Here is a 23,709-nt window from a genome sequence, read left to right on the forward strand (position 1 = left end):
CGCCGACCCTATCCCCGCTCGCGCGTTCAGCTCACCTGCCCTTCTCCCCTGCGGCGCCGTGGGTGATGCGCCGGATGGCCGCCAGCCGCCGGGTCAGCTGCTCCTCGAAACCGTTCGTGGTCGGCCGGTAGTACTCGGCGCCGGCCAGTTCGTCGGGCAGATACTGCTGGGCGACGACGCCGTGCGGGTAGTCGTGCGGGTAGCGGTAGCCGACGCCGTGGCCGAGGCGCTCGGCGCCCGCATAGTGGGCGTCGCGCAGGTGAGCGGGCACCTGCCCGCCGCGGCCCGCGCGCACGTCCGCCGTGGCCTCACCGATGCCGACCGTCACCGCGTTCGATTTCGGGGCGGTGGCCACCGCCAGGGCCGCCTCGGCCAGCACCAGTTGCGCCTCGGGCATGCCGATCAGGGCGACCGCCTGCTGCGCGGCCACGGCCGTGGACAGCACACCGGGGTCGGCCAGGCCCACATCCTCGGCGGCGTGGATGGTGATGCGTCGGGCAATGTAGCGCGGGTCCTCGCCCGCCGCGAGCATGCGGGCCAGGTAGTGCAGGGTGGCGTCGGGATCGGAGCCGCGCATGGACTTGATGAAGGCGCTGATCACGTCGTAGTGCTGGTCTCCCTGCCGGTCGTAGCGGACGGCGGCGACGTCGGCGGCCCGCTCCACGTCGGCCAGCCCGATCCGGGGCGCGGCGGACTGCGCGGCGGCCTCTCCCCCGGACCCGTCGGTGGGTGCCGGTGTGGCTGCCAGAACCGCGCCGGCGGCCGCCTCCAACACGGTCAGGGCCTTGCGCGCGTCCGAGCCGGCCATGCGCACGATCTGCTCGCGGGCGTCGTCGGCCAGCGTGACCGCGCCGCCCAGGCCGCGTGCATCGACCAGCGCCCGCTCCACCAGCGCACGCACGCAGTCGGCGTCCAACGGGTGCAGCGTCAGCAGCAGGGAGCGCGACAGCAGCGGCGAAACCACCGAGAAGGACGGGTTCTCCGTGGTGGCGGCCATGAGCGTCACCCAGCGGTTCTCCACGCTCGGCAGCAGCGCGTCCTGTTGCGAGCGGGAGAAGCGGTGCACCTCGTCGACGAACAGCACCGTCTCCTCCCCCGCGGCCAGGCGCCGTCGGGCGTCGGTGACCACCTGGCGGACGTCCTTCACCCCGGCGGTGACGGCGGACAGCTCCACGAAGCGGCGACCCGAGCCGCGCGCCACCAGATACGCCAGCGTGGTTTTGCCGGTGCCCGGTGGCCCCCACAGGATCACGCTGGACACCCCCGCGCCGCCGGCCGGTCCACCCGCGTCGGCGGCAGGCTCGACCAGGCGACGCAGCGGGGAGCCGGGGGCGAGCAGATGGTCCTGGCCGACCACTTCGTCCAGGGTGCGTGGCCGCATCCGCACGGCCAGGGGCGCGTGGGCGTCTCCGGGCAGGCCGACGGCGTCGGTTCCGGCGCTCTCAAACAGGTCCGTCATGTGCACGATTCAACACCCGTTTCGGCTCCGCCCGAGTGCCGGGACCACTCAGCGCCCGGCGGTCTGCCAGACTAGGGCGCATGCTTGCCTGGCTTTCCCGCCGCGTCATCAAAGATGCCTGGATCATCGTCGGTGCGTGGCTGCTTCTCGCCGTCGCGTTGCTGCTCCCTTCCATCACGGGGCTGGGCGGCAACAACCTGTTCGAGCGCGCGGCCGCGGGGAGCACTTCAATTGCCGGCACCAACAGTGCGGAGGGTGAGCAGATCCTGGACACGCTGTCGGGTGATGCCGAGACGGTGACGCTGCTGGTCACCGACATGGACATCTCCGACACCGTCACCCAGCAGACGGTCGCAGACGCACTGGAGGACGCGCACGCGGATCTGCGGGCGCTGGTGGGCGAGCAGAACGTGATCGATCCCTTCGTGGTCCCCGGCATGCTGAATGAGCCCGCCGCACAAATGCTGGCCTCCACCGACCTGGACGGCTTCCTGCTGGTGGTCACCGTTGATCCCAACGGGGACACGGTCGCCGACGCCGACGACAAGAAGTACGCCGAGCAGGTCGCCGAACTGGTCGGCCGGGTTGAAACCCGCCTGGAACAGGTCCCGGACGAGCTGAGTCGGGTTGAACCCGGTGTGCGCGGCATTGTCTCCGACGACGCACGCATGTCCGCAGCCGTCAACGATCAGGTGCGCGCCGACCTGGTGCGGGGTGAGCTGATCTCCCTGCCGCTGGCACTGATCATCATGGTGCTGGTCTTCGGCGGCTTCCTGGCTGCCGGCATGCCGCTGATCGGTGCGCTGGCCTCCATCGCGTGCACCATGGGAGTGCTGTACTTCCTGAGCCTGGGCATGGACCTGCAGTCCTTCGTCATCAACATTGTCACCGTGATCAGTCTGGGACTGTCGATCGACTACGGGTTGCTGATCACCTCCCGCTACCGGGAAGAACTTGCTCGCTCCCACGACGCCGCCGGCGAGGACGCCGGGGGGCACCGGCGTCGTCGTCGCAGCGGACGACGGGACCCCCGCCTGGCGGCCTGCATGACGACGACGCTGGCGACGGCCGGCCGCACGGTGCTGTTCTCGGCACTTACGGTGTCGGCCTGCATGCTCGGCCTGGTGCTGATGGGACCGGCGGTGCTGCGGTCCATCGGCATCGCCTGCCTGGCCTCGTGCCTGATCGCGGTGGCGGCGGCGGTCACCCTGGTGCCGGCCGTGCTGGTGCTGCTGGGGCGGCGCCTGCTGCACCCGCCGCTGCTGCAGCGCATTCCGGTCCTCGGCGCCATGCAGCGACACCTGGGGGATGTGACCAGTGAGCGCGGAGTGTTCCGGTGGATCGCCCGGCAGGTGCAGCGCATGGCCTGGGTGGTGCTGGTGGCCTGCGTGGTGGCGCTGGTGGTGCTGGCCTCCCCGGCCCGCAACCTGCACCTGCTCTCCTCCACTACCGAGCTGCTGCCCACCGACTCCGACCAACGCACCTACCTGACGGTGCTGGAGGAGCGCTACTCCGCCGTAACCCAGCAGGACGCCACCATGATCATCGCCGCCACCGGTGAGCGGGTCACCGACTTCATCAACGAGCAGGTGGCTGCCGTCGACGGCGTCCAGGAAGTGTTGCGGGTAGCCACCGCCGGCGACTACACAGTGGTCTATCTGGAGCTTTCCGGTGATCCGACCTCCCGCGCCGCCGAAGACACGGTCGCCTCCATACGGACGTTGTCTGCACCCGCCGACACCTGGACCACCGGTCAGGCGGCCAGCCAGCTGGACTTCCGTCAGTCACTGCTGGCGTCCCTGCCGTGGGTGGGCACGTTCATTGTGCTGGCGACCTTCGTACTGCTGTTCCTCATGACCGGTTCCCTGCTGGTTCCGCTCAAGGCGCTGCTGATCAACCTGCTGTCCCTGGCCGCCTCAGTGGGCGCGCTGACCTGGGTGTTCCAAGAAGGACACCTGACCGGGCTGCTCGGCTTCGTCCCCATCGGCGGGGTGGAGGCCTACGTGGTGGTCACGGCCGTGGGTGTCGGCTTCGGACTGGCCATGGACTACGAGGTCTTCCTACTGGGGCGGATCAAGGAGTACTGGGACGCCGGCGCCGACAACGACACGGCCGTCGCCAAGGGTCTGCAGCGCTCGGGCCGCATCGTCACCTTCGCCGCCCTGATCATGGTGGTGGTGTTCCTCGGCTTCGTCAGCGGCGAACTGCTGATCGTCAAGGAGGTCGGGCTGGCGCTGGCAATCGTGGTTGCCCTGGACGCGACCGTGGTGCGCATGCTGCTGGTGCCGGCCACCATGACTCTGCTGGGGCGTTGGAACTGGTGGGCGCCGACGCCGCTGCAGCGCCTTCACGACCGCTACGCGCAGGTCGGCGTGCTCACCGGTGAGCCGGCGCCGTCGGGCCCCGAGTCACGGGGGCCGGCCGAGCCTGAGGCGACTGCGGCCGCCACCGAGTAGCCGCGGGTGGTAGCGCGGGCTACCGGAGACACGGCCTATAGCAGGCTGATGTCGCCCGCACCTTCGCGGGCGACCTCCGGCACGTCCTCGGTCAGGTCGATGACGGTGGTCGGCTCGGTGGAGGTGACCGGCCCCTCGATGACGACGTCGATCAGGTGGCCGAGTGCATCCTCGATCTCCCAACCATTGGACTCCGGCGTGGTTTGTCCCGGACGAATGAGGGTGGAGGACAGGATCGGGGCGCCGAACTCCTTCACCAGCGCCTGCGCGATGACGTGGTCGGGAATGCGCACGCCCAGGGTGTGCTTCTTCGGGTTCAAGGTCATCCGCGGCACCTCCTTGGTGCCCTTGAGGATGAAGGTCCACGGCCCGGGCGTGAGCCGCTTGATGAGCCGGAAGGCGTTGTTGCCGACGATCGCGAGCGGGCCGACCTGGGCGAAGTTGGCGCACACGAAGGTGAAGTTGTGCTTGGAATCCAGCTGACGAATCGTGCGAATGCGCTCCAGTCCCTCCTTGTTGCCGGGGGCGCAGGCGAGCGCGTAGCCGGAGTCCGTGGGGTAGGCGATGAGCTCACCGTTCCGGAGTCTGTCGACGATCTTGGTGACCAGTCGTGCCTGGGGGTTGACGGGGTGCAGCTCAATGTAGCGGGACATGGAGCACATTGTTGCACCGATCACCCCGTGTTGTCGTGCGCCACACGGTGGGGTGGGCCATCGGCCGGCACGCTCAGTCACGGCGGCGGTAGGCGCTGGGCGTGGTGCCGGTCTCTTCCCGAAAACGGCGGTTGAAGTTCGAGAGGTTGGTGTACCCGCTCAGTGCGCACACCCGGGCCACCGGCAGGTCGGTGGTGCGCAGCAGGTGGCAGGCCCGCGCGACTCGACGCCGCCGTACCAGTTCGGAGAAGGTGATCCCGGCGGTGGCGTGGAAGAACCGGGAGAACGCCGATGGGCTGAGCGCCACCAGTTCCGCGGCCCGGGTCATGGAGATCTCCTCCGCCAGGTGGGTCTCCACATAGTCCAGGACGACGTTGATCCGGGAGGCGGTGGCGTCGTCGAGGCTGGGCACGTAGCCGGCGCTGGCGATCGGGTGCGCCTCCGCGGCGGGGGCGGCGAGGAAGACGCGGGCCAGTTCCAGTAGCGCGGCCAGCCGCCCCAGCGGGCCCTGCTCGCCCATGCTTTCCAGAATGGCGGCCGCCCGCTCACGGCTGTCCCCCGACAGCATGATGCCTCGGCGTGCGCGGTCGACCAGCGCCCCCATGGCGGCCAGTTCGGGCAGCTGCCCGGAAGCCGCCTCGAAGCGCGCGGGCAGCACCTGGCACAGCACGTCGCGTTCGGGCAGGCGTTCGCCGGGACCGAGGTCCGAAAGCCAGTTGTGCGGCAGGTGCGGTCCCATCAGAGTGACCTGTCCGGCTTCGAAGTCGATGGCGCGGTCGCCCGCGAGCATCTGCCCGGAGCCGGAGCGGATCAGGTGGAACTCGATCTCGGGGTGGTGGTGCCAGCGGGCAAGCGGGTCGGGGTATCCGTGCGTCCACCAGCGCACCGAGGTGCCGGCGTCGGGGACGATGACTTCCAGGTCGCCGACGTCGGCCTTCGTCCCCGGCGCGGGTTCGACGCCCGGGGTGGAGGGGCGTGGGGGGATGCCGGGGCGGGCCGATGGGGAGGACACACGCTCATTGTGCGCGCCCTGCCCACCGGCCCGTCGGCGGTTGCGGTGGTTGGCCCTTTGCACGGCTGCGGCCTCGGGTCAGCCCACCGTGATCTGGAGTTTGACGTCGCCGGGGCGGCCCTCGGCCACCCGGTCGAAGACCTCCTTGGCGCGGTCCATCGGGAAGGTTTCGGTGATGAAGGGCTTGAGATTGATCTTGCCGGCCGCGACCAGGTCGATGGCGCGCTGGTAGACGTTGGCGTAGCGGAAGACGGTCTCGATACGGGTCTCGCGGGCCTGCACCTCGGTGACATCGACGGCGACCGGGTCCACGGGGATGCCGACCAGGACGGTGCGGTTGCCGGGGGCGCCCAGCTTCCACAGGTCCTCGTACGCGGACGGGTGGCCAGAGGCCTCGAAGACCACGTCTGCGCCCCAGCCGGCGGTGCGCTCGTTCACGACGTCGAGCAGGCGCTGCTCGCGCAGGTCCACGGTAACGACGCCGGGGATCTGGGAGGCGATCTCCAGCTTGACCGGGGAGACGTCGGAGACGATGGCGGTGGAGGCGCCGCCGGCGAGCGCGGCGGCGGCGGTGAGCATGCCGACCGTGCCACAGCCGGAGACGACGGCGACGTCGCCGGGGTGGATGGCGGCCTTGGTGGCCGCGTGCATGCCGACCGCTAGCGGCTCGAGCAGGGCGCCCTCCCCGTAGGAGACGTTGTCGGGCAGGTGGTAGGTGAAGGCCGCCGGGTGAATGACCTCCTCGACCAGGCAGCCGTCTACCGGCGGGGTGGCCCAGAAGGAGACGGCGGGGTCGACGTTGTACATGCCCATGCGGGAGGCGCGCGAGCTCATGTCCGGGACGCCCGGTTCCATGGCCACGCGGTCGCCGACGGCGAAGTCGGTGACGCCCTCGCCCACCTCCAGCACGGTGCCGGAGGCCTCGTGGCCGAGGATCATCGGCGCCTCGACGATGTAGCGGCCGATGCGGCCGTGCGTGTAGTAGTGGACGTCCGAGCCGCAGATGCCGACGGTGTGCGGGGCGATGCGCAGCTGGCCGGGGCCGCAGACGAGGTCTCCGGGGACCTCGCGGACGTTGATCTCATTGCGCTTCTCTAGGACTACAGCCTTCATGGTTTCTTCTCCTCGTGGGTTGGTTGCGGTGATTTGGTGGTGGTGAGCGGGTTTAAGGATGGTCGGCGATTCGGTGGGCTCAGGCGTCCACCTCCGCGACGGGTCGGTCGGCGGTCTCCGGCAGACGCCGCCCATTGCGGTCGAAGCCGGGCTGGTCGGGGTGGATGAAGACGGTGATGAGGGAGCCCAGCAGGTACAGGGCGGTGTAGGTCCAGCACACTCCGGCGACGCCGATGTGCGGCAGCAGCAGGGTGACCAGCCCGGGGCCGACGAAGGTGGTCAGGCCGGAGGCGAGGTTGTTGGCGGAGATGGCCGCCCCGCGGTGTTCGGGGCCAGGGCGGGGAATACGGCGGCCATGGGGACGAAGGCGGTCACGCCCATGCCCAGGAGGACGGCGGCCGCGCCGAGGGCGATCATGTTGCCGCCCAGGAACTGGGGCACGTAGTAGAAGCCGAGGGTGGCGGCGGCGCAGAACCAGCACCCGTACCAGCGCATCTGCCGCATCCACCCGAAGCGGTCGCCGATCCAGCCCCAGAAGAGGTTGCCGAAGACGGTGACGGCGAACTGGATGCCCCAGATGGTCATCCACTGCGGCATGGTGAACCACTCCTCGCCGTAACCGGCCGTGGTCAGGTACAGGGGCATGATGACCGGGAACCCGTAGAGACTGAGGTTGCAGATGACGCGGACGATCGCCGTGAGGGCCACCTCCCGGTTGGTGCCGAGGATGGTGACGCCCACCGACAGCTGTCGCAGTGTGTCACCCAGGTCGCCGCGCTTGGGCTGAGGTTCGCCGCGGCCCACAAACAGCAGGCAGAGCAGGCCACCGGTGATGGTCCAGGCCAGGGAGAACCAGAGCGTGCCCCGCTCGCCGATGAAGTTGATGGTCCGGGCCGGGATCCAGGAGCCGAGGCAGCCGACGCCGATGGAGTAGGCGGTCCAGAACCAGCCCATGGCGGAGGCGCGGGACGCCGGCGCCACCTTCTGGGTGATGTACACGACGAAGGAGTAGATGAACAGGGGGTAGGCCAGTCCGCGGCAGGCGTATATCACCAGGATCAGCGGGTAGATGCCCGAGGGGATCGCCACGCCGACGAACAACAGGTGCAGGCAGACCCACAGCCCGGCCCCGATGAGCATTATCCGGCGGACCCCGAAGGTCTCGGCCAGTACGCCGGAGGCCCAACCGGACAGGGCGGCCATCAGGCCGTAGGCGGTGATGACCGTTGACGCCTGGGTCGCGGCGAAGCCGAGGGAGACAAGGTACTTGGATAAGAAGGTCAGCTCGAAGCCGTCGCCGGTCATGAAGATGGCGATGGCGATGAGCCCGGGGATCAGGATCTTCGGGGGTGCAAGGCGCATGGGTTCCACTCCGTCGTGTTGGTGCCGCGGCTCATTCCGCGGTTGCTGGCTCAAGCATCGCCCCGGGCGCGCACAGCGGTCTTCCGGCGCCGATGCCGAGCGCCGGTACTTTTTTGACCCCGCCGTGGACCCGACCGGCCCGGTAGCATCGGTCGCAGCCGCTTGAAGGGGGGTGCTTATCTTGTCCGGCACGGAACCCGACTCGGGTGCGCCACGCGACGCTCGCAGCACCCGCGGGCCCTGGTGGTGGCGGGCGCTTACTTGGCCGTGGCGGCACTGGTTGCCCATTGTGGCGCACCTGGTGGGGATCACGGCCACGCTGTTGACGCCGATAGCCTTCCTGTGGGCCGGTCTGAGCATGCCGACGACCGCCTTCGAGCCTGAGGACGCCGATTACCGGTGCGCCTACTTGCTGGAGCAGCCGGTGGTGGCCGTCCAGGCCCACGAGTCGTGGTTCTTCTCCTCGTGCGACATCCTCACTTCCGGCGGCGACCTGTTGGCGCGGGTACCCATGAGTCCGGGCTGGTGGCCCTGGGCGGCCGGAGGGCTCGTGCTGCTTAGTGCGAGTGCCGTGGTCATGGCAATTGTGGCTCTCGGTCTTCAGGGCGGTGAGCACAGAGCATCCGCCCGCGTGCTGGTGGTGTTGGCGCTGGTGATCGTGCTGGCTACTCCACGCGGCCTGGCCTGGCTGGGTGAGCACGCCGAGTCGCCTGATGCCACCGCGTTGGCCCGGGCCCAGCAAATGACGATCCCCAAGCTAGCCGGAAACGGCCGCGTCGTGCCGATGAACAGCTTGATAGTAGAGGAGTGCGACCCCGCAGAGCTGAGCTACTGGCACATTTGGAACTCTGCCGCACTGGGCGGCCACGTCACCGCTGCAATCGCCGTACAGAACGACTCCAAGGCCGCTTGTCTGGTATCCGGCTGGCCCGACGTCGTCGTTGTTGACGAGCAGGGCCGGGACCTTGAGGTCTCTGTACTGCACGTGGACGACCAGGAATCCAGGTCACCGAGCACAAACGACCCGCCCGTGGTAGAGATCGGTCCGCGCGTACGGGCCGTCGCCACCCTGCGGTGGGACAACGACCAGAGCCGCCCCACCGGCACCCACCTGGCGGTGACGACCGTACTCGGCCGCCAGGCAGTCACGAAGGACCCCGACCCCAGGTACAAGGAATGGGGCACCGCCCACGACCTGACGATCCCCGAAGGCCATCTCATTCTGATCTCCCCGTGGGAGCATGAATAGCCGCACCGCCGCCGACCGCGCGTTTCACGACCACCCGGGGTCGTGAAACGCACCCCAAGGTCGTGTTCGGGCAACACGAACAGCCCTCTTCAACGACGTAAGACGATGTAGTACAATCCATGTATGACGCGGCTGTACTGGGACGCTGCCACGGAGCGGTATATCCGGAACCGCGCCAAGAGGTACCCGGGTGCAATCGGCGTCACGCCAGAGCAGGCACGTGAAGTGCTGGATGACATCGACCTGGTTGCGCTCGAACCTGATCCAAAGTCTCATACTGGCGCCAGTCGCTTCATCGGCTATTCACCGGATGCGAAACGAGTACTGACCATTATTGCCTGGCGGGATCGCGACGGTGATCTGCATCTTGTGAATGCCTGGCGTGCGACCGGCGCAGACCTGCGCCTGTACAACCTCAAGGAGGACGAGGAGGACTTCGATGGCCAAGACGGTTGACGTTGAAATGATCGCCAAAATGCGCGAGGAATCCGAAGCGACCCGCGAAGCGGAGTACCCCGTGAATACCGTTCCTGTACGACCGAACCGGTCTCAGGTGTACTCGGTGCGGTTAACCCCGCAGGAACGTGAGGCAATCGAGGCGGTCGCTGAGGCAAAACACCTGCCCGCCTCTACCCTGGTGCGGGCATGGATACTGGAGCGTCTTGAGGCCGAGCACGCCGCTTGACTGACACTGGTCGACGACTCCCCGGAGCCGCGCGTTTTACGACCCCCGGGTGCACTGCACGACCCCGGGGTGGTCGTGGAACGCGCCCCAAGGTCGTGTTTTGCACCGGCAAGGCGGTCAGCCCTCTTCAACGACGTGGCATAGGGCCGGGGTAGCATCGAGCGCAACCGCTAGGTTCGAGGAGGACCACGATGCCCGGGACAGGCGCACCCGCTGCACGCGGCCAGGCGTTGGTTGCGGCTCGTGATCTAAGTGTTGGCTATGGCGAGCACGCCGTGTGCGGGCCGGCTACCTTCGTCCTCCGAGCGGGTGAGGCGCTGGCACTCGTAGGCGTCAATGGCGCCGGCAAGTCCACCCTGCTACGCACCTGTCTCGGCCTGCTGCCACCCGTCGACGGCGAGGTGAGACTGCTGGGGCGCATCCCCGATCCGCGTTCGGGTCGGCAGCGCCGGGCGGTGGCACGCGAGTTGGGCGAGGAGTCCTTCTTCCCCGCCCTGACCGTGGCCGAGCATCTCGCCCTGGTCTGTTACGGGCACTCCACCCCCGCACCGGAGCGCACCGCCGCCGAACTCCTGGATGAGTTCGACCTGGCGGATCTGGCGGATGCCCTGCCCGATGAGCTGTCCTCGGGGCAGCGGCGCCGCTTGGCCCTGGCCGCGGTGCTGGCCCGGCCGCGCCGTCTGCTGGTACTGGATGAGCCGGAGCAGCGCCTGGACCACGTCACCCGCCGGGCCCTCGCCCGCCGCGTAGTGGACGAACGCGAAGCGGGAATCGGGGTACTGCTGGCCTGCCACGACGCCGAGTTCGTGTGCACGGCTGCAACCGCGGTGCTGCTGGTGGGTACAGGCACCCGCCTGCTCAGCGTTTCCGACGGAGTGCGCGCCATCACCGAGGGCCGGCTGTGACCGCGGCCGGCGGCAACTCCTCCCCCGCACCGCCCCCGGGTCGGGAACTACGCCGCTGGGTACGGGGTCATACCGCTAGTACACGCAGCCCCTGGGCGATTCTCGGTGATGTCTATGACACGTTACTGTCCGCGGCGATCCTGGCTGCCATGACCGTCCCGTACCTGGCGCGGTTGGGGACCGGTGCCCCGGCGTCCATGCCCGGTATGGTCGCCGCAGACCCGGCCTGGGCGGCGATACTACTGGCGCTGGTACTGGTGGGGCTGCTGTTGGATCCGCTGCGGCGGCTGGGCCCGCTGTTCCTGCGGACCTATGAGGCGGCCTGGTGGCTGCCCATGCCCGGCGATCGGCGTGGCCTGCTGGCCCCCGTGGCGTGGGCGGAGATGGCGCTTGCGGTCGTCGCCGGCGGCACGGCCGGATTCTTGCTGGCGGTGGTGGCGGGCGGCGGAGCGGCGACGGCCTCTGGGACAATCCTGCTCGGCGGTGGCGGTGGGGCGCTGTTGTTATTGGCGCTGGTACATGCGCAGGTGGATGGTACCGGCCTTCTCGGTGCGAGAGTGGCACTGCTGGTCATGGCGGCAGCGGTGCTCGCGGTCGGTGCGTTAGGTGTGCCTTTTCCGCGCCGCGCGGCAGGAGTAGTGCTCACGCTGCTGGGCCTATTAGCGGATTTGGCGGCCGCCGCCTGGTGGTGGCGGTTGCGGGCCCGGCTGGTTGACATACCGGATTCGCACCTGCTGGAGGTGGCCGCCCGCAACCTGGGTGCGCAGGTTTCCTGGCTCTCCCTGGACACTCGCGCGCTAGGGCGCCTGCTGTCCGCCCCGGCTCGGCGTCCGGCCCGCCCATCACGCCTGCCGCTGGCCGGGTTGTCGCGTCGGCTGCCGCGGGCGCTGGGTCCGGTGTTAGCCATGGCTCAGGCGGACTGGCTGCTGCTGTGGCGCCAGCCGCGCCGCTTGGTGCAGCTACTGGCGGGCCTGCTCATTGCGATGTTCCCCCTGGTGTCCAGCGGTATCGGAGCGGTCGGCCAGGCCGTCTTCCATCTGGTCGGCGGCTGGGTTGCGGTCCTGGCTCTCGCCGAGCCCGCACGGCGTGCCTGGTTCGACGGCGCGGCGGACGCGTCCTGGCCGGTTGGCCCCATCCTGATCAGGTGCGGGCACCTGCTGGTGCCAGCCACGGCGATGACTCTTTGGACGGCGGTGGCGGTGCCCGCCCAGCTACGTGAACAGGCATACTCGTTGACGCTTACCGGGGCGTGCAACATCATCGGTCTCGTGGTGGCGGCGGGTTGCGGCTGGGCCGGTGCGGCGTTGCGGTCGGGGTTCCGGCCCGCACCGGATTTCTCCCTGGGCCTGATCGCCTCGCCGGTCGGATCGCTGCCGCCGGGCGCGGTCGCGATGCTGGTAAACGGGCCCGACGCCGCCGCCCTGGCCGGAGCGCCGACCGCACTGCTGGCCGCGGGAGTGTCCCCGACGGCGCGACTGCTAGTCGCGCAGATAGCCGTCAGCGCCGTCGTCGTCACCTGGGGGCTGCTGGCCGGCCGCAGGCTGGTCTGAAGAACTAATCCCGTTGCTGCCAGGTCACCTTGTTCAAGACGTCGAAGGAACTGCCATTCCATAAGAAGTCCGCTTCCCCATGCCCGGTGGCGCAGGCGGTACAGGCCTCATCGGTGGCCAGGAACTCACCGGCCCACTCCAGGTGGAAACCGTTCTCAATCGGCTCGAGGGTGCCCTCGACCGCGCTGATCGCATTGCTCTGGTAGGGCCCGGCGGCGATCTGAATCCCGGTCTCGACGGCGGGCGCTGTGGAAGCATCGTCGTAGAAGCCGATGTGGTCGTATACCAGGTTCCCGCCGCCCCAGCAGGAGAAGACGACGGCCCGGTATGGCTTGCCGGCGAGGGTCACCACGGCGGTCTGCTTGACCGTCACGCTCATCTGAATAGTGCCGTCCTCCATGCTGGCAAAGCCGTCAACGAGGTTCACCCGACCGTCAGCGCTCCCCCAAAAGGCGCATTGTTCGGGCACGATCACCTCACCATTTATGAATGCGGCCTCATCCGGGACCGTAGCGTCCGCAGCAAGTGGCTGCGGCGTCGACGTCTCCTGGGCCGGCTGCGCCAAGGGCGCATCCGTGCTTGCGGAAGCGGTTGGCTCCTCAGTGCCCGCTGCCGTCCTAGTTGCCGCTGCGGCGGAGCTTGATGGCCCCGTCGCGGATGCAATCGGGGCGGCGTCCCGATTCGCCGGGCCGCACCCCAGAACGGAGCCGGCCATGAGCAGCATCGCGACGACGGCAATGGCGCGCGCCCCCGAAGCACGGTTGCTCGCAGATGATTTACCCATCGCACACCACATTTCTTGCAGCCTAGTCGGTTGCAGCGCGGTACAGGTCGATACCCGCGCCAGGAACCGCCTCGATAAGGCGCTTGGTGTATTCCTCGCGCGGGTGGGCGAACAGCTCATCACTCGGCCCGGCCTCAACGAGCCGCCCCTGCTCCATGACGACGACGTCGTCGGCCAGCAGGCGCACAACGGCCAGGTCGTGGGTAATGAACAGGTAGCTCAGTTTCAACTCCGCCTGCAGGTCCGACAACAGTTTAAGGATCTGCGCCTGCACCAGCACGTCCAGAGCGGATACGGCCTCATCCAAGACGACGATCTCCGGCCGCAGGGCCAGGGCACGCGCGATGGCCACGCGCTGACGCTGGCCACCGGACAACTCGCCGGGGTAGCGGCGCATGGCGCTGCGCGGCAGCGCCACCATGTCCAACAGCTCGGCGACCCGCCGCTCCCGCTCCTTGCGCGTGCCCACCCGGTGCACTCGCAGCGGTTCCTCCACCGAGGAGAACACCGAATACATGGGGTCCAGAGAGCCGTAGGGATTCTGGAACACGGGCTGCATAACGCGACGCAGGCCGAAGAGCTCCCGCTTGTTCAGCGTGGACAGGTCGGTACCGTGGTGGAAAACCTTCCCGCTGGTGGGGTCGATCAGATTCAGGATGATGTTGGCGACGGTGGACTTGCCCGAACCGGATTCGCCGACCAGAGCCAGAGTGGTGCCCTTACGCAGGCCGAAGCTGACGTCGTCGACGGCCTTGAGGGTGTTGGCCTTCCCCTTGGCACCACGCACCGGGAACACCTTCGTCAGGTGCTCCACGCGCAGCACGTCCTCGGTGGATACCTGCCCCATCCCGGCGCCCAGCAGCTCCTCGTCGGTGGTCTCCACGCCCCGGGCGTGCGCCTGCTCGATGCGGTGGGAGGCGAGCGAAGGAGCGGCCTGCACGAGCCGCTTGGTGTAGGGGTGCTGGGGGTCCTTGAGGATCTCCAGGCTGGGGCCGGATTCAACAACCCGCCCGCGGTGCATAACCACCAGGTGCTCGGCACGCTCCGCCGCCAGCCCCAGGTCGTGGGTGATCAGCAGCATGGCGGTGCCACGCTCGCGGGTCAGGGTCTGCAGGTGGTCGAGGATGACCCGCTGGACCGTGACGTCCAGGGCACTGGTCGGCTCATCGGCGATGAGCAGACTCGGGTCGGCGGCCATGCCGATGGCGATCAGCGCCCGCTGACGCATACCACCGGAGAACTCGTGCGGGTACTGCTTGGCGCGGCGGGCGGCGTCCGGCAGGCCGGCCTCGGTGAGCAACTCGGTCACCCGACGGTCCAGCTCGCCGCCGGGCACCACGTTGTTGGCCCGCAGTGCCTCCTTGACCTGGTTGCCGATGGACCAGACCGGATTGAGGTTACTCATCGGGTCCTGCGGCACCAGGCCGATGCGCGCCCCGCGCAGCGCGGTCATCTCCTTGGCGGAGGCGCTGGCCAGGTCTTGCCCCTCGAAAAGGATCTTCCCGCCGGTGACGCGACCGGTGCCCGGCAGCAGGCCGATGACGGCGTGGGCGGTGGTCGATTTGCCGGAGCCGGACTCCCCCACAATCGCCACCGACTGGCCCGGGTAGACGGTCAGATTCGCCTTGCGTACCGCCGGGACCAGGCCGGTGGAGGACCGGAAGGCCACCTGAAGGTCCCGGATCTCCAGCAGCGGCCGGTCGGGATCCGGACGCTTGTCCGCGATGCTCGTATCTGTCATGTTCTTCGCGTTCGCCTTGCTCATTTGCGGGCCTTGGGGTCGAGGGCGTCGCGCACGACGTCACCCATCATGATGAAGCCGAGCACCGTCAGGGCCAGGGCACCGGCCGGATAGAACAGAATGCCGGGCGCGCTGCGCAGTGAGGACTGGGCCGCGGAGATGTCCGCTCCCCAGGAGACGATGGTGGCGGGCAGACCGATTCCCAGGAAGGACATGGTCGCCTCGGTGACGATGTAGGAGCCGAGCGACACCGTGGCGGTGACGATGATCGGCGCCGCCGCGTTGGGCAGAATATGCCGGAACATGGTCGCCCACCTTCCGGCGCCCAACGCCGTCGAGGCTATGACGAACTCGTCGTTCTTGACCGCCATGACCGCACCCCTGGTGATACGGGCGATCTGTGGCCAACCGAAGATCCCCAGCACCAGCACCACCGTGAATACGGAGCGATGAGTCTTGAACATACTCATCACCACGATGGCGGCGAGCATGAACGGAACCGCGAAGAAGATATCTGTGATCCGCGACAGCAGGGCGTCGAACCAACCTCCGAAGAACCCGGCGATGGCGCCGATCATGGAGCCGACCGCCACCACGAGCAGGGTGGTCAGCACACCTACGCTCACGGACGCGCGGGCCCCGTAGACGGTACGGGCGTATATGTCGCAACCCTGCTTGTCGAAGCCGAAGGGGTGGCCCGCACTTGCCGGCGCCAGGGAGTTGCTCAGCTCGCAGAAGCGGGGGTCGGTGCTGGTGAACAGGCCCGGCGCCACCGCCAATGCCACGGCGGCGAGGATCAGCAGCGCGGCGGTCCAGAACAGGGGACGGCGCCGCAGCTGTTTCCACGCCTCACCCCACATTGATGCCGGTGCGGACTCGTCGGCCACCGCGTCTACCGCCCCCAGGCCGGTCTCGTCGACGTCGGAGACGAAGCGCTCCTGGCCGGGGCGGGCAGCGGTGGGCGAAGTGCCGGGTTGAAGAGTGTCAGGCATAGCGGATCCTCGGATCGAGGGCGGCGTAGAGCAGGTCCACGAGCAGGTTGGAGATGATGAAGACGAGCACGAGCACGGTGGTGAAGGACACGACCGTCGTGCCCTGCCCCTGAAGGATCGCCCGATACAGGGTTCCGCCGACGCCGTGGATGTTGAAGATGCCCTCGGTGACGATGGCACCGCCCATCAACGCGCCCAGGTCGGCCCCCAGGAAGGTCACCACCGGTATCAGTGAGTTGCGCAGAATATGGTGGGTAACCACACGGCGTTCGGAGATGCCCTTGGCGCGGGCGGTGCGCACGTGGTCGGCGGCCAGGTTCTCCCCCACGGAGGTACGAGTAAGCCGTAGCACGTAGGCGAAGGATACTGCCGAGAGCACGATGGCGGGCATGAGCAGGTCCTTGATACCGGGGTTGCTCCCGGCCGTCACCGGCAGCCAACCGGCCTTGATACCGATCAAGAACTGCAGCACGAAGCCGATGACGAAGGTGGGCACGGCTATCACCGTCATGGACACGATCAGCACGGTTGCGTCGAAGAATCCGCCCCGACGCAGCCCGGCCAGGGTGCCGATGATGATTCCGAAGACGGCCTCCAGCACCAGTGCCATCACGGCTAGTTTGATGGTGACGGGGAAGGCCTGTGCCATTACCTCGGAGACGGGCTGGTGGGAGAAGGTGGTGCCGAAGTCGCCGGTGAAGATGCCCTTGATGTACAGCAGGTATTGCACTATGAAGGGCTGATCCAGGTGGTATTCGGCCCGGATCTGGGCGACGACGGCGTCCGACAGGGCGCGTTCCCCGCCCAGGGCGGCAACAGGGTCGCCGGGCAGTGCGAAGACCATGGCGTAGATCAGGAAGGTGGCCCCGAAGAACACGGGAATCATCTGCAAGAGTCTGCGTCCAACATAGCGGAGCATAGTGAGTCTTCCGGTGAGTGGTGTCCATGCTGTCGGGGCCGGACGGGCGCCCGTCCGGCCCCGACAGCTGGGAATGTCAGGCCTTGCTGATGGCGTAGTAGAGCGGAACAGAGTTCCAGCCCCACTTGACGTCGGAGACCAGCGTCGAGTAACCGCCGAAGCCGTTCTGGTACCACAGCGGAATGGCCGGTAGGTCAGCGAACAGCAGCGTCTGTGCCTGTTCGTACAGGTTCAGCGCTTCGTCCGCGTCCGTGGTCTGCGCCGCCTGGTTCAGCAGATCATCGAACTCCGAGTTGGAGTAGTGGGCATCGTTGGAACCGGCTCCTGTCTGAAAAACGGCGCCAAGGAAGTTGGACATGGACGGGTAGTCGGCCTGCCAACCGGTGCGGAAGCCAGACGTGATGGTGCGGGCATTGATGTCGTCGCGCAACTCCTGGAAGGTGGGGTAGGAGTTGCCGGAGGCCTCGATGCCGAGGGTGTTCTTAATAGAGTTGCACACCGCGTCCACCCAGGTCTTGTGCGGGCCGTCGGCGTTGTAGGCGATCGTGAATTCGCCCTCGAAGGGGCTGATGGCGTCCGCGGCCGCCCAGGCCTCCTTCGCCGCGTCGGGGTCGTAGGTGAGCACCTCATTGCCCTCGACGTCCGCGGTCCAGCCCTCGATCACCGGCGAGGTGAAGTCGGAGGCCGGTGTGCGGGTCTCGTTGTAGATGGTGTCGCAGATCTCCTGTCGGTTGATGGCCAGCGATAGGGCCTTGCGGCGCAGACGTCCCTCCTCGTCCATCTTGAAGTGCTCGGAGTCGACGTCGATGGAGAAGCACTGGATGACGGCGCCGGGCTGGTTGACGGCGCGATCGCCCAGGTCTTCATTGAAGGTCGCCAGGGCTGAGTCCGGGATGGCGTCCAGGAGGTCGACGGCATCGGACTGCAGATCCGCGTAGGCAGCGTCATAGTCGGTGTAGAACACGAAGGTGACGCCGTCGTTGACGGCCTTGCGCGGACCTGCGTAGTCGGGGTTGGCAACCAGTTCGGCCCGATCGTTGTGGGTCCAACTGGAGAGCGTGTAGGGGCCGTTACCCACCGGGTTCTGTCCGAAGGCGTCCATGTCGTCGTAGGCGGACTCCGGCAGCGGGTAGAAGGCGGAATAGCCCAGGCGCAGCGGGAAGTCCGACTGCGGCTCGGTAAGCGTGATAGTGAACTCGGTGTCGGAGACCTTCTTCAGGCCCGTAAGCTCGGAGTCCTCATCGTAGGAGAAACCCTCGATGGGCTCGTAGAAGTAGCTGGACAGGTGCGCGTGGGACAGCAGCGCGCCGTAGTTCCAGGCATTGATGAAGGAGTCGGCGGTGACGGGTGTGCCGTCGGAGAAGGTCCAGCCCTCGTTGAGGGTGACGGTGAAGGTCTGGTTGTCTTCGGTGGTGACGTCCTTGGCGACCTCGTTGACGATGGCGCCGTCGGCGTCGTAGCTGTATAGGCCGGCGAAGAGCAGGTCGACGATGCGTCCGCCGCCCACCTCGTTGGTGTTGGAGGGAATCAGCGGATTCTGGGGCTCGGTGCCGTAGGCGAGCACGGGATTGCCTGCGGTCGAGTCGTCGGAGGCGTTGTTGGATCCGCATGCGGCCAGTGACAACAGCACGGCCGTTGAGGCCGCTCCAATGCCGAAGGCGCGGCGCGAGATGACAGTTGTGGTGTTCATCGGTCCTCTATGGTGGTTGTACCGGTTGGAATGAGCGCGTCGGCGCGTCCGCGGTGACGCGTGCAGGCGCCGATGCTGCCACATCGACGGCTGAGACTATTCACATGCGCCTGAGAATACACACGTCGACGTGGTAACAAATCAGATTGTCAGACGTCGGCGTCCGGGACGGCGTCGACGCCGGCCTCCTTGCGCTGCTCGGGTGTGATCGGCGCGGGCGCGTCGGTGAGCGGGTCGTAGCCGCCGCCGGACTTCGGGAAGGCGATCACGTCGCGGATGGAGTCCGCGTGGGTCAGCAGGGACACGATGCGGTCCCAGCCGAAGGCGATGCCGCCGTGCGGCGGAGCGCCGAACTTGAAGGCGTCCAGCAGGAAGCCGAACTTCTCCTGCGCCTCCTCCGGCCCGATCCCCATGACCTTGAAGACGCGCTCCTGCACGTCACGGCGGTGGATACGGATGGAGCCACCACCGATCTCGTTGCCGTTGCACACGATGTCGTAGGCGTATGCGAGCGCCGAACCGGGGTCGGTGTCGAAGGTGTCCAGGCACTCCGGCTTGGGCGAGGTGAACGCGTGGTGAACCGCCGTCCAGGCGGACTTGCCCAGGGCCACATCGCCTTCGGCCTTGGCCTCGGCCGACGGCTTGAACAGGGGCGCGTCCACCACCCACACGAAGGACCAGGCGTCGTCGTCGATCAGGCCGCAGCGCCTGCCGATCTCCAGGCGCGCGGCACCCAGCAGGGCCCGGGAGGCATCCACGGTGCCGGCGGCGAAGAAGATGCAGTCTCCCGGCTTCGCTCCGGCGGCCTGCGCGAGGCCGGCGCGCTCGGCGTCGGTGATGTTCTTGGCGACCGGCCCGCCGAGAGTGCCGTCCTCGGCGACCGTCACGTAGGCCAGGCCGCGGGCTCCGCGCTGGCGGGCCCACTCCTGCCAGGCGTCGAAGGTGCGACGGGATTGCGAGGCGCCACCAGGCATGACCACGGCGCCGACATAGGGGTTCTGGAAGACCCGGAAGGTGGTGTCCTTGAAGAACTCGGTCAGGTCCACCAGTTCGAGTCCGAAGCGCAGGTCCGGCTTGTCGGTGCCGTAGCGCTCCATGGCCTCGCGATAGGTCATGCGCGGAATCGGGGTGGGCAGTTCGTAGTCGATCAGCGCCCATACTTCCTTCAGGATGTCCTCGGCTACGGCGATGACGTCCTCCTGGTCGACGAAGCTCATCTCGACGTCCAGCTGGGTGAACTCCGGCTGGCGGTCGGCGCGGAAGTCCTCGTCGCGGTAACAGCGGGCGATCTGGTAGTAGCGCTCCATGCCGGCCACCATGAGCAGCTGCTTGAACAGCTGGGGGCTTTGCGGCAGGGCGTACCAGGACCCCGGTGCGAGGCGCGCGGGCACCAGGAAGTCACGGGCGCCCTCCGGGGTGGAGCGGGTCAGCGTGGGCGTCTCGATCTCCACGAAGTTGTGGCCGTCCAGCACGCGCCGGGCGGCCTGAGACACCTTGGCGCGCAGCCGCATGGCGTGCTGCATCGGGGTGCGGCGCAGATCGAGGTAGCGGTACTTCAGGCGGGTCTCCTCCCCCACCTGACCGGAATCCTCGGCATGGTCGGAGACCTGGAAGGGCAGCGCCGCCGCGGGATTGAGGATCTCGACGTCGGAGACGACAACCTCGATCTCCCCGGTGGGCAGGTTGGGGTTGGCATTGCCGTCGGGGCGTGCGGAGACCTCACCGGTCACCTGGAGCACGTACTCGGCGCGCAGGTCGTGGGCTATCTCCTCACGGATGACGACCTGGGCGATGCCGGAGGCATCACGCAGATCAATGAAGGCGACGCCGCCGTGGTCACGGCGGCGATCCACCCATCCGGCGAGGGTGACGACTTCTCCGATGTCGGCTGCGCGCAGAGTCCCTGCATCACGGGTTCGCATCACGGTGCTGTTTTCCTTCCGTTGGGGACGCTGAGCCGGCGTCCGGCGGGGCGCACCGCGAGACGGGCGGGCGCCGGCGGCGATACTACGCCGGGCGCCCGGCGCATTCAGCGCCTGGCCGCGTATTCGAGCTCGCGCTCGTAGGCGCGCAGGCGACGGCGCTCGATCAGCATGATCACGCTCAATACCAGCAGCACCGCCGCCAGCGCGAGCAGCACTGTGGTTACCACCGGCAGTGAGACCGAGGCCCAGCCGGTCCTTGCGGCGCCGGCGTCTCCCGAGTCGCCGCCGGCGGCGACGGCGGGGGCGGTGGGCTCGACCGAGGGGTGGCGACGGTGGTGGGCGTTGGCGTGGAGGGCACCGTGGAGGCTCCCCCGCCAATGATGGTGACGTCCGCGACGGTGAAGTAGGGGCTCTTGTTGGTGTAGTCCAGAGTGCGCACGGTGTTGGTCGGAATGTCCTCCCCCGCCGTCACTATGAAGCGCAGCCAGTGGGCGCCCTTGGCCACATCGGCAGGCAACTCGACCGCGCCGGCGTAGGTGCCGTCTTCACCCACGGTCAACTCGCCGACCACACCGGGCTGACCGCCTGGGCCGGGGTCGGCGTCGTCGATGAGGATCGCGACTTCGGCTCCCTGGGGGAAGCCTGAAAGCGTGAAACTCAAGGTGCCGCCGACGGCGATGGTGGACGGACTCACGGTGGAGGCGGTGCCGGTGGTCGAATCGCCCGTGAATGTGTCGGCCTGTGCGCCGACGGAGGGCAGCAGAACGAGCGCCGTGGCTATCAGCACCACCAGCGTCCGCAACCATGCACGTGGCACGGCCCCTCCTCCCGTTACCCGACTGTAACGAGCATACATGTTATCTGCTGCGGACTCGTGTCTTTGCGCCGCCGAACGTGGGAACCGCGAGCAGTATGAATGACGCCGCACCGATCACGAGCAGTCCCGCTGCACCGGCGAGTTTCCACCCGTCGGCGCCCAGCGCACTGTGATCGGCCAGGTCCTCGCCTGTGAGCAGGGTTACGCCTGCGGGTTCACCGCCCTCGTCGTTCGCAGGCTCGGTGATTTCCAACTGGGCCCAGCCCAGCAGTTGGGAATCGCGGTCCCCTACGGCAATCTTGTAACTGCCCGGATCCAGCGTGGAGATGTCCAGCGACACGGAATTGTCTGCGTCAACCTGGACCCACCCGCCGGTGGTGGCGCCGGGGTAGACGAATACGGCCACCCAGTCGCCCTCCTCGACCTTCGCCGACGGGAAGAACAGGGTGATGGTGGTGCCTTCACGGGTGCCCGATAGGGAACCGGCGTTACCGGGTACCAGTTCATTGGGGCTCCGCACGGGGGACGCCGGGGCGGTGCTCGGCCGTACGTTCGCGTCGGTGGCCGCTGGTTCCGCCGCCGCATCGACGGACGTGCCCGCGTCAACGGCGGCTGCAGCCGACCCCGGTGCCCCGGTGGTGGAGGGCACCTGCACGACCAAGGGGTCGACGTCGACGCCCTCGTTGAGAACCTCAAACCCAGAGCGGGGATTAACTGCGGTCGCCGAGCCGGCACTCGACGGGCCACCCGTGCCCTGGCCGCCCGGATGCTCCGCCGCGGTGCCGGTCGCGGCCGCCCGCGGTGTGGCCGCCGGCGTCGGCGCGACCGCTGCCGCAGTGGGTACCGTCGCAGTCCCCGGAGTAGTTGGGACGGGGGAAGTGGTGGGCTCCGCCGACGCCTGAGCGGTTGGCTCTACTGCGGGTGCGGTGCTGGGCGCAGCCGTTGGCTCCGCGGTGGGTGAGGCGCTCGGCAGCGGCGTCGGGGCCTGCGAGGACGCAGGCGAGGGCACAACGGTGGGTTCGACGCTCGGCACCGCGGTGGGTTCCGCGCTCGGCTGGGCGCTCGGCTCCCCGCCACCCGAGCCGGAGATGTGCACGACGATGGGTGCGGCCCCGCCGGCGGGCGTAGCAGAGATCGTGTACCCGTCGCCCACAGTTACGCCGGCGGCAGCCAGGGCCGCCGCGGAGACGGTGAATTGCCTGCCGGAGAACTCGGCGAGCACGGTCACCGAATCGGTATGCCCATCGGCGTCGGTGACGTCCAGTGCGACCTTGAAGGCACCGCCGATGTTGGTGCTGCGCCCGAACGTCCAGCCCGTACCGGTCAGCGTGCCGTCTGCGTAGCTGAGGGTCGAACCCGCTGTCGCCTCGGGCAGGCGCACGTCGACGGTGAAGGTATCGATGCTCTGCCAGTCCTGATCGGCCGCCCGGCGCCACTGCATGGTGAAGGTGTCCACATGCGGGTCCATGGCCTGGGTGAAGGGCCACAGGGGCAGGGCGTAGTCCGAGCGCCCATTGGTGAACACGGGGTAGATGGTGGCCGACTGTGCCGAGCCGATGGCGCTCACCAACCGCACCTGTACGGGGACCGACACACTGCCAGCGCTGCCGAGCGGCTGCCCCTGGGCATCCTGCCAGCCGGAGAACACCAGAACCGGCCGGTCGGTGCTGGAGGATGACACATAACTGGCGCCGGGGTTGCGCACGGTCACGGTCGCGCCTGCGGCGCGCTGCGGAGTCGTGGTTGCGGCGGGAGCGGCCAAGACCGCCTGCGCCGGCGTGGGAGAGGCCATCTCGCCGTCCGCGTCGTTGCCGATCGCGGCGGTGACGCTGGCGGTCACTGCGGCCGGCCCGCCCTGAAGCTCGGCCGCCTGCCAGTGGCCGACGGCGACCGCGGCGCCGGCGCCAACGGAGGTCGCCAGGATCACTCCGAGCGCAGCTGGCACCGTGAACGCGACCCGCAGCGCTGGTCTGTGGGTCGCGCGGGTTGACTTGCTGTGGCGCGGGAGATGGGTCATCTATTCGGAACTCGTCTGTTGGCCTTGGTCTGGTCGGAACCGCGCCGGCAAAATCGCCGTCGCGGCGTCGACGGGACGTAGCCCGCATGCACTTCCGGGCGGCCTCGGGAATCCTGACATACAGGACCCTCAGGGGCTCGGAGGAAATGCCGTGGGCTACCCCAACGGGTTTCGATAGTATCGCCCAATTTGCTTGCGCGACACTGAAATGCCGGGAGCGTGGGCGGATTCACCTGCTCGTTCCGATTCGGCTCGGTTCACCGCGGCGTCGCGGGCCGCACCGCGAGACCGGTGTCACGTGTGACCTGATGCGCGCAGCGGCGGGGAGTCCTCAAATCGTTACCATACGTCCGTAAGCTATGACTCAGGAGTGATCCGTG

At 68.1% G+C, this 23,709-nt stretch carries 21 protein-coding genes; 6 read left to right on the forward strand and 15 right to left on the reverse strand.

What is annotated here, in order from left to right; genetic code table 11:
- Positions 1 to 31: 31 nt before the first annotated feature.
- Positions 32 to 1,459, reverse strand: a complete 1,428-nt coding sequence (locus tag C3B71_RS07730) for a replication-associated recombination protein A (protein ID WP_108967186.1) — start codon at positions 1,457 to 1,459, stop codon at positions 32 to 34.
- Positions 1,460 to 1,539: 80 nt separating this feature from the next.
- On the opposite strand from C3B71_RS07730, the gene C3B71_RS07735 reads away from it, so the two are divergent.
- A complete protein-coding gene (locus C3B71_RS07735) occupies positions 1,540 to 3,915 on the forward strand; it encodes an MMPL family transporter (RefSeq protein WP_108967188.1) in 2,376 nt (791 codons plus the stop codon).
- Positions 3,916 to 3,950: 35 nt separating this feature from the next.
- Here the strand turns inward: C3B71_RS07735 and C3B71_RS07740 are convergent, their stop codons facing one another.
- The 5 genes from C3B71_RS07740 to C3B71_RS07755 all read right to left on the reverse strand — a co-directional run bounded on the left by C3B71_RS07740 (position 3,951) and on the right by C3B71_RS07755 (position 8,055).
- A complete protein-coding gene (locus C3B71_RS07740) occupies positions 3,951 to 4,568 on the reverse strand; it encodes an L-threonylcarbamoyladenylate synthase (protein ID WP_073331959.1) in 618 nt (205 codons plus the stop codon).
- Between the two features lie 73 nt (positions 4,569 to 4,641).
- The gene (locus tag C3B71_RS07745; RefSeq protein WP_199912595.1) at positions 4,642 to 5,580 is read right to left on the reverse strand and encodes a helix-turn-helix domain-containing protein; all 939 of its coding nucleotides are present in this window, start codon (positions 5,578 to 5,580) and stop codon (positions 4,642 to 4,644) included.
- 78 nt (positions 5,581 to 5,658) lie between these two features.
- Positions 5,659 to 6,693, reverse strand: a complete 1,035-nt coding sequence (locus tag C3B71_RS07750) for an NAD(P)-dependent alcohol dehydrogenase (RefSeq protein ID WP_108967190.1) — start codon at positions 6,691 to 6,693, stop codon at positions 5,659 to 5,661.
- Between the two features lie 79 nt (positions 6,694 to 6,772).
- Positions 6,773 to 6,913 carry a hypothetical protein gene (locus C3B71_RS16150; protein WP_199912596.1) on the reverse strand — a complete coding sequence of 47 codons (141 nt, stop codon included), beginning with the start codon at positions 6,911 to 6,913 and terminating at the stop codon, positions 6,773 to 6,775.
- A gap of 59 nt (positions 6,914 to 6,972) precedes the next feature.
- Complete coding sequence (locus C3B71_RS07755; protein ID WP_199912597.1) at positions 6,973 to 8,055, reverse strand: RbtT/DalT/CsbX family MFS transporter; 1,083 nt, start codon at positions 8,053 to 8,055, stop codon at positions 6,973 to 6,975.
- A gap of 181 nt (positions 8,056 to 8,236) precedes the next feature.
- Here C3B71_RS07755 and C3B71_RS07760 point away from each other — a divergent pair, with 181 nt between their 5' ends.
- The 5 genes from C3B71_RS07760 (at position 8,237) to C3B71_RS07780 (ending at position 12,444) form a co-directional block, all read left to right on the forward strand.
- A complete protein-coding gene (locus C3B71_RS07760) occupies positions 8,237 to 9,304 on the forward strand; it encodes a DUF4232 domain-containing protein (RefSeq protein ID WP_146752357.1) in 1,068 nt (355 codons plus the stop codon).
- 123 nt (positions 9,305 to 9,427) lie between these two features.
- Positions 9,428 to 9,760, forward strand: a complete 333-nt coding sequence (locus tag C3B71_RS07765) for a hypothetical protein (protein ID WP_111890626.1) — start codon at positions 9,428 to 9,430, stop codon at positions 9,758 to 9,760.
- Positions 9,744 to 9,989, forward strand: a complete 246-nt coding sequence (locus tag C3B71_RS07770) for a DUF6290 family protein (protein WP_108967197.1) — start codon at positions 9,744 to 9,746, stop codon at positions 9,987 to 9,989. Before C3B71_RS07765 ends, C3B71_RS07770 begins: the two co-directional genes overlap by 17 nt.
- Positions 9,990 to 10,180: 191 nt before the next feature.
- Entirely contained in the window at positions 10,181 to 10,894 is a 714-nt protein-coding gene (locus tag C3B71_RS07775; protein ID WP_108967199.1) for an ABC transporter ATP-binding protein, read from the forward strand.
- 149 nt (positions 10,895 to 11,043) lie between these two features.
- Positions 11,044 to 12,444: a DUF6297 family protein gene (locus C3B71_RS07780; protein WP_108967201.1), complete on the forward strand. Its 1,401-nt coding sequence runs from the start codon at positions 11,044 to 11,046 to the stop codon at positions 12,442 to 12,444.
- Between the two features lie 4 nt (positions 12,445 to 12,448).
- Here C3B71_RS07780 and C3B71_RS07785 read toward each other — a convergent pair whose 3' ends face one another.
- The 9 genes from C3B71_RS07785 to C3B71_RS16435 form a co-directional block, all read right to left on the reverse strand.
- On the reverse strand, positions 12,449 to 13,009 hold the full coding sequence (locus tag C3B71_RS07785; protein WP_146750793.1) for a hypothetical protein: 561 nt from the start codon (positions 13,007 to 13,009) through the stop codon (positions 12,449 to 12,451).
- Between the two features lie 241 nt (positions 13,010 to 13,250).
- A complete protein-coding gene (locus tag C3B71_RS07790) occupies positions 13,251 to 14,969 on the reverse strand; it encodes a dipeptide ABC transporter ATP-binding protein (protein ID WP_181574832.1) in 1,719 nt (572 codons plus the stop codon).
- 20 nt (positions 14,970 to 14,989) lie between these two features.
- Entirely contained in the window at positions 14,990 to 15,961 is a 972-nt protein-coding gene (locus C3B71_RS07795) for an ABC transporter permease (RefSeq protein WP_108967207.1), read from the reverse strand.
- Positions 15,954 to 16,880 carry an ABC transporter permease gene (locus tag C3B71_RS07800; RefSeq protein ID WP_108967209.1) on the reverse strand — a complete coding sequence of 309 codons (927 nt, stop codon included), beginning with the start codon at positions 16,878 to 16,880 and terminating at the stop codon, positions 15,954 to 15,956. The genes C3B71_RS07795 and C3B71_RS07800 overlap by 8 nt, the downstream gene beginning before the upstream one ends.
- A 76-nt stretch (positions 16,881 to 16,956) precedes the next feature.
- The gene (locus C3B71_RS07805; RefSeq protein ID WP_108967211.1) at positions 16,957 to 18,570 is read right to left on the reverse strand and encodes a peptide ABC transporter substrate-binding protein; all 1,614 of its coding nucleotides are present in this window, start codon (positions 18,568 to 18,570) and stop codon (positions 16,957 to 16,959) included.
- A gap of 149 nt (positions 18,571 to 18,719) precedes the next feature.
- The gene (aspS, locus tag C3B71_RS07810; protein ID WP_108967213.1) at positions 18,720 to 20,495 is read right to left on the reverse strand and encodes an aspartate--tRNA ligase; all 1,776 of its coding nucleotides are present in this window, start codon (positions 20,493 to 20,495) and stop codon (positions 18,720 to 18,722) included.
- Between the two features lie 104 nt (positions 20,496 to 20,599).
- The gene (locus C3B71_RS16690) at positions 20,600 to 20,722 is read right to left on the reverse strand and encodes a hypothetical protein (RefSeq protein ID WP_267896280.1); all 123 of its coding nucleotides are present in this window, start codon (positions 20,720 to 20,722) and stop codon (positions 20,600 to 20,602) included.
- On the reverse strand, positions 20,716 to 21,312 hold the full coding sequence (locus C3B71_RS07815) for a hypothetical protein (protein WP_159097662.1): 597 nt from the start codon (positions 21,310 to 21,312) through the stop codon (positions 20,716 to 20,718). The genes C3B71_RS16690 and C3B71_RS07815 overlap by 7 nt, the downstream gene beginning before the upstream one ends.
- Before the next feature lie 40 nt (positions 21,313 to 21,352).
- The gene (locus C3B71_RS16435; protein WP_234415846.1) at positions 21,353 to 23,257 is read right to left on the reverse strand and encodes a hypothetical protein; all 1,905 of its coding nucleotides are present in this window, start codon (positions 23,255 to 23,257) and stop codon (positions 21,353 to 21,355) included.
- Positions 23,258 to 23,709 lie beyond the last annotated feature (452 nt).

This window comes from Actinomyces sp. Z16 (assembly GCF_003111765.1).
Lineage (GTDB): Bacteria > Actinomycetota > Actinomycetes > Actinomycetales > Actinomycetaceae > Actinomyces > Actinomyces glycerinitolerans.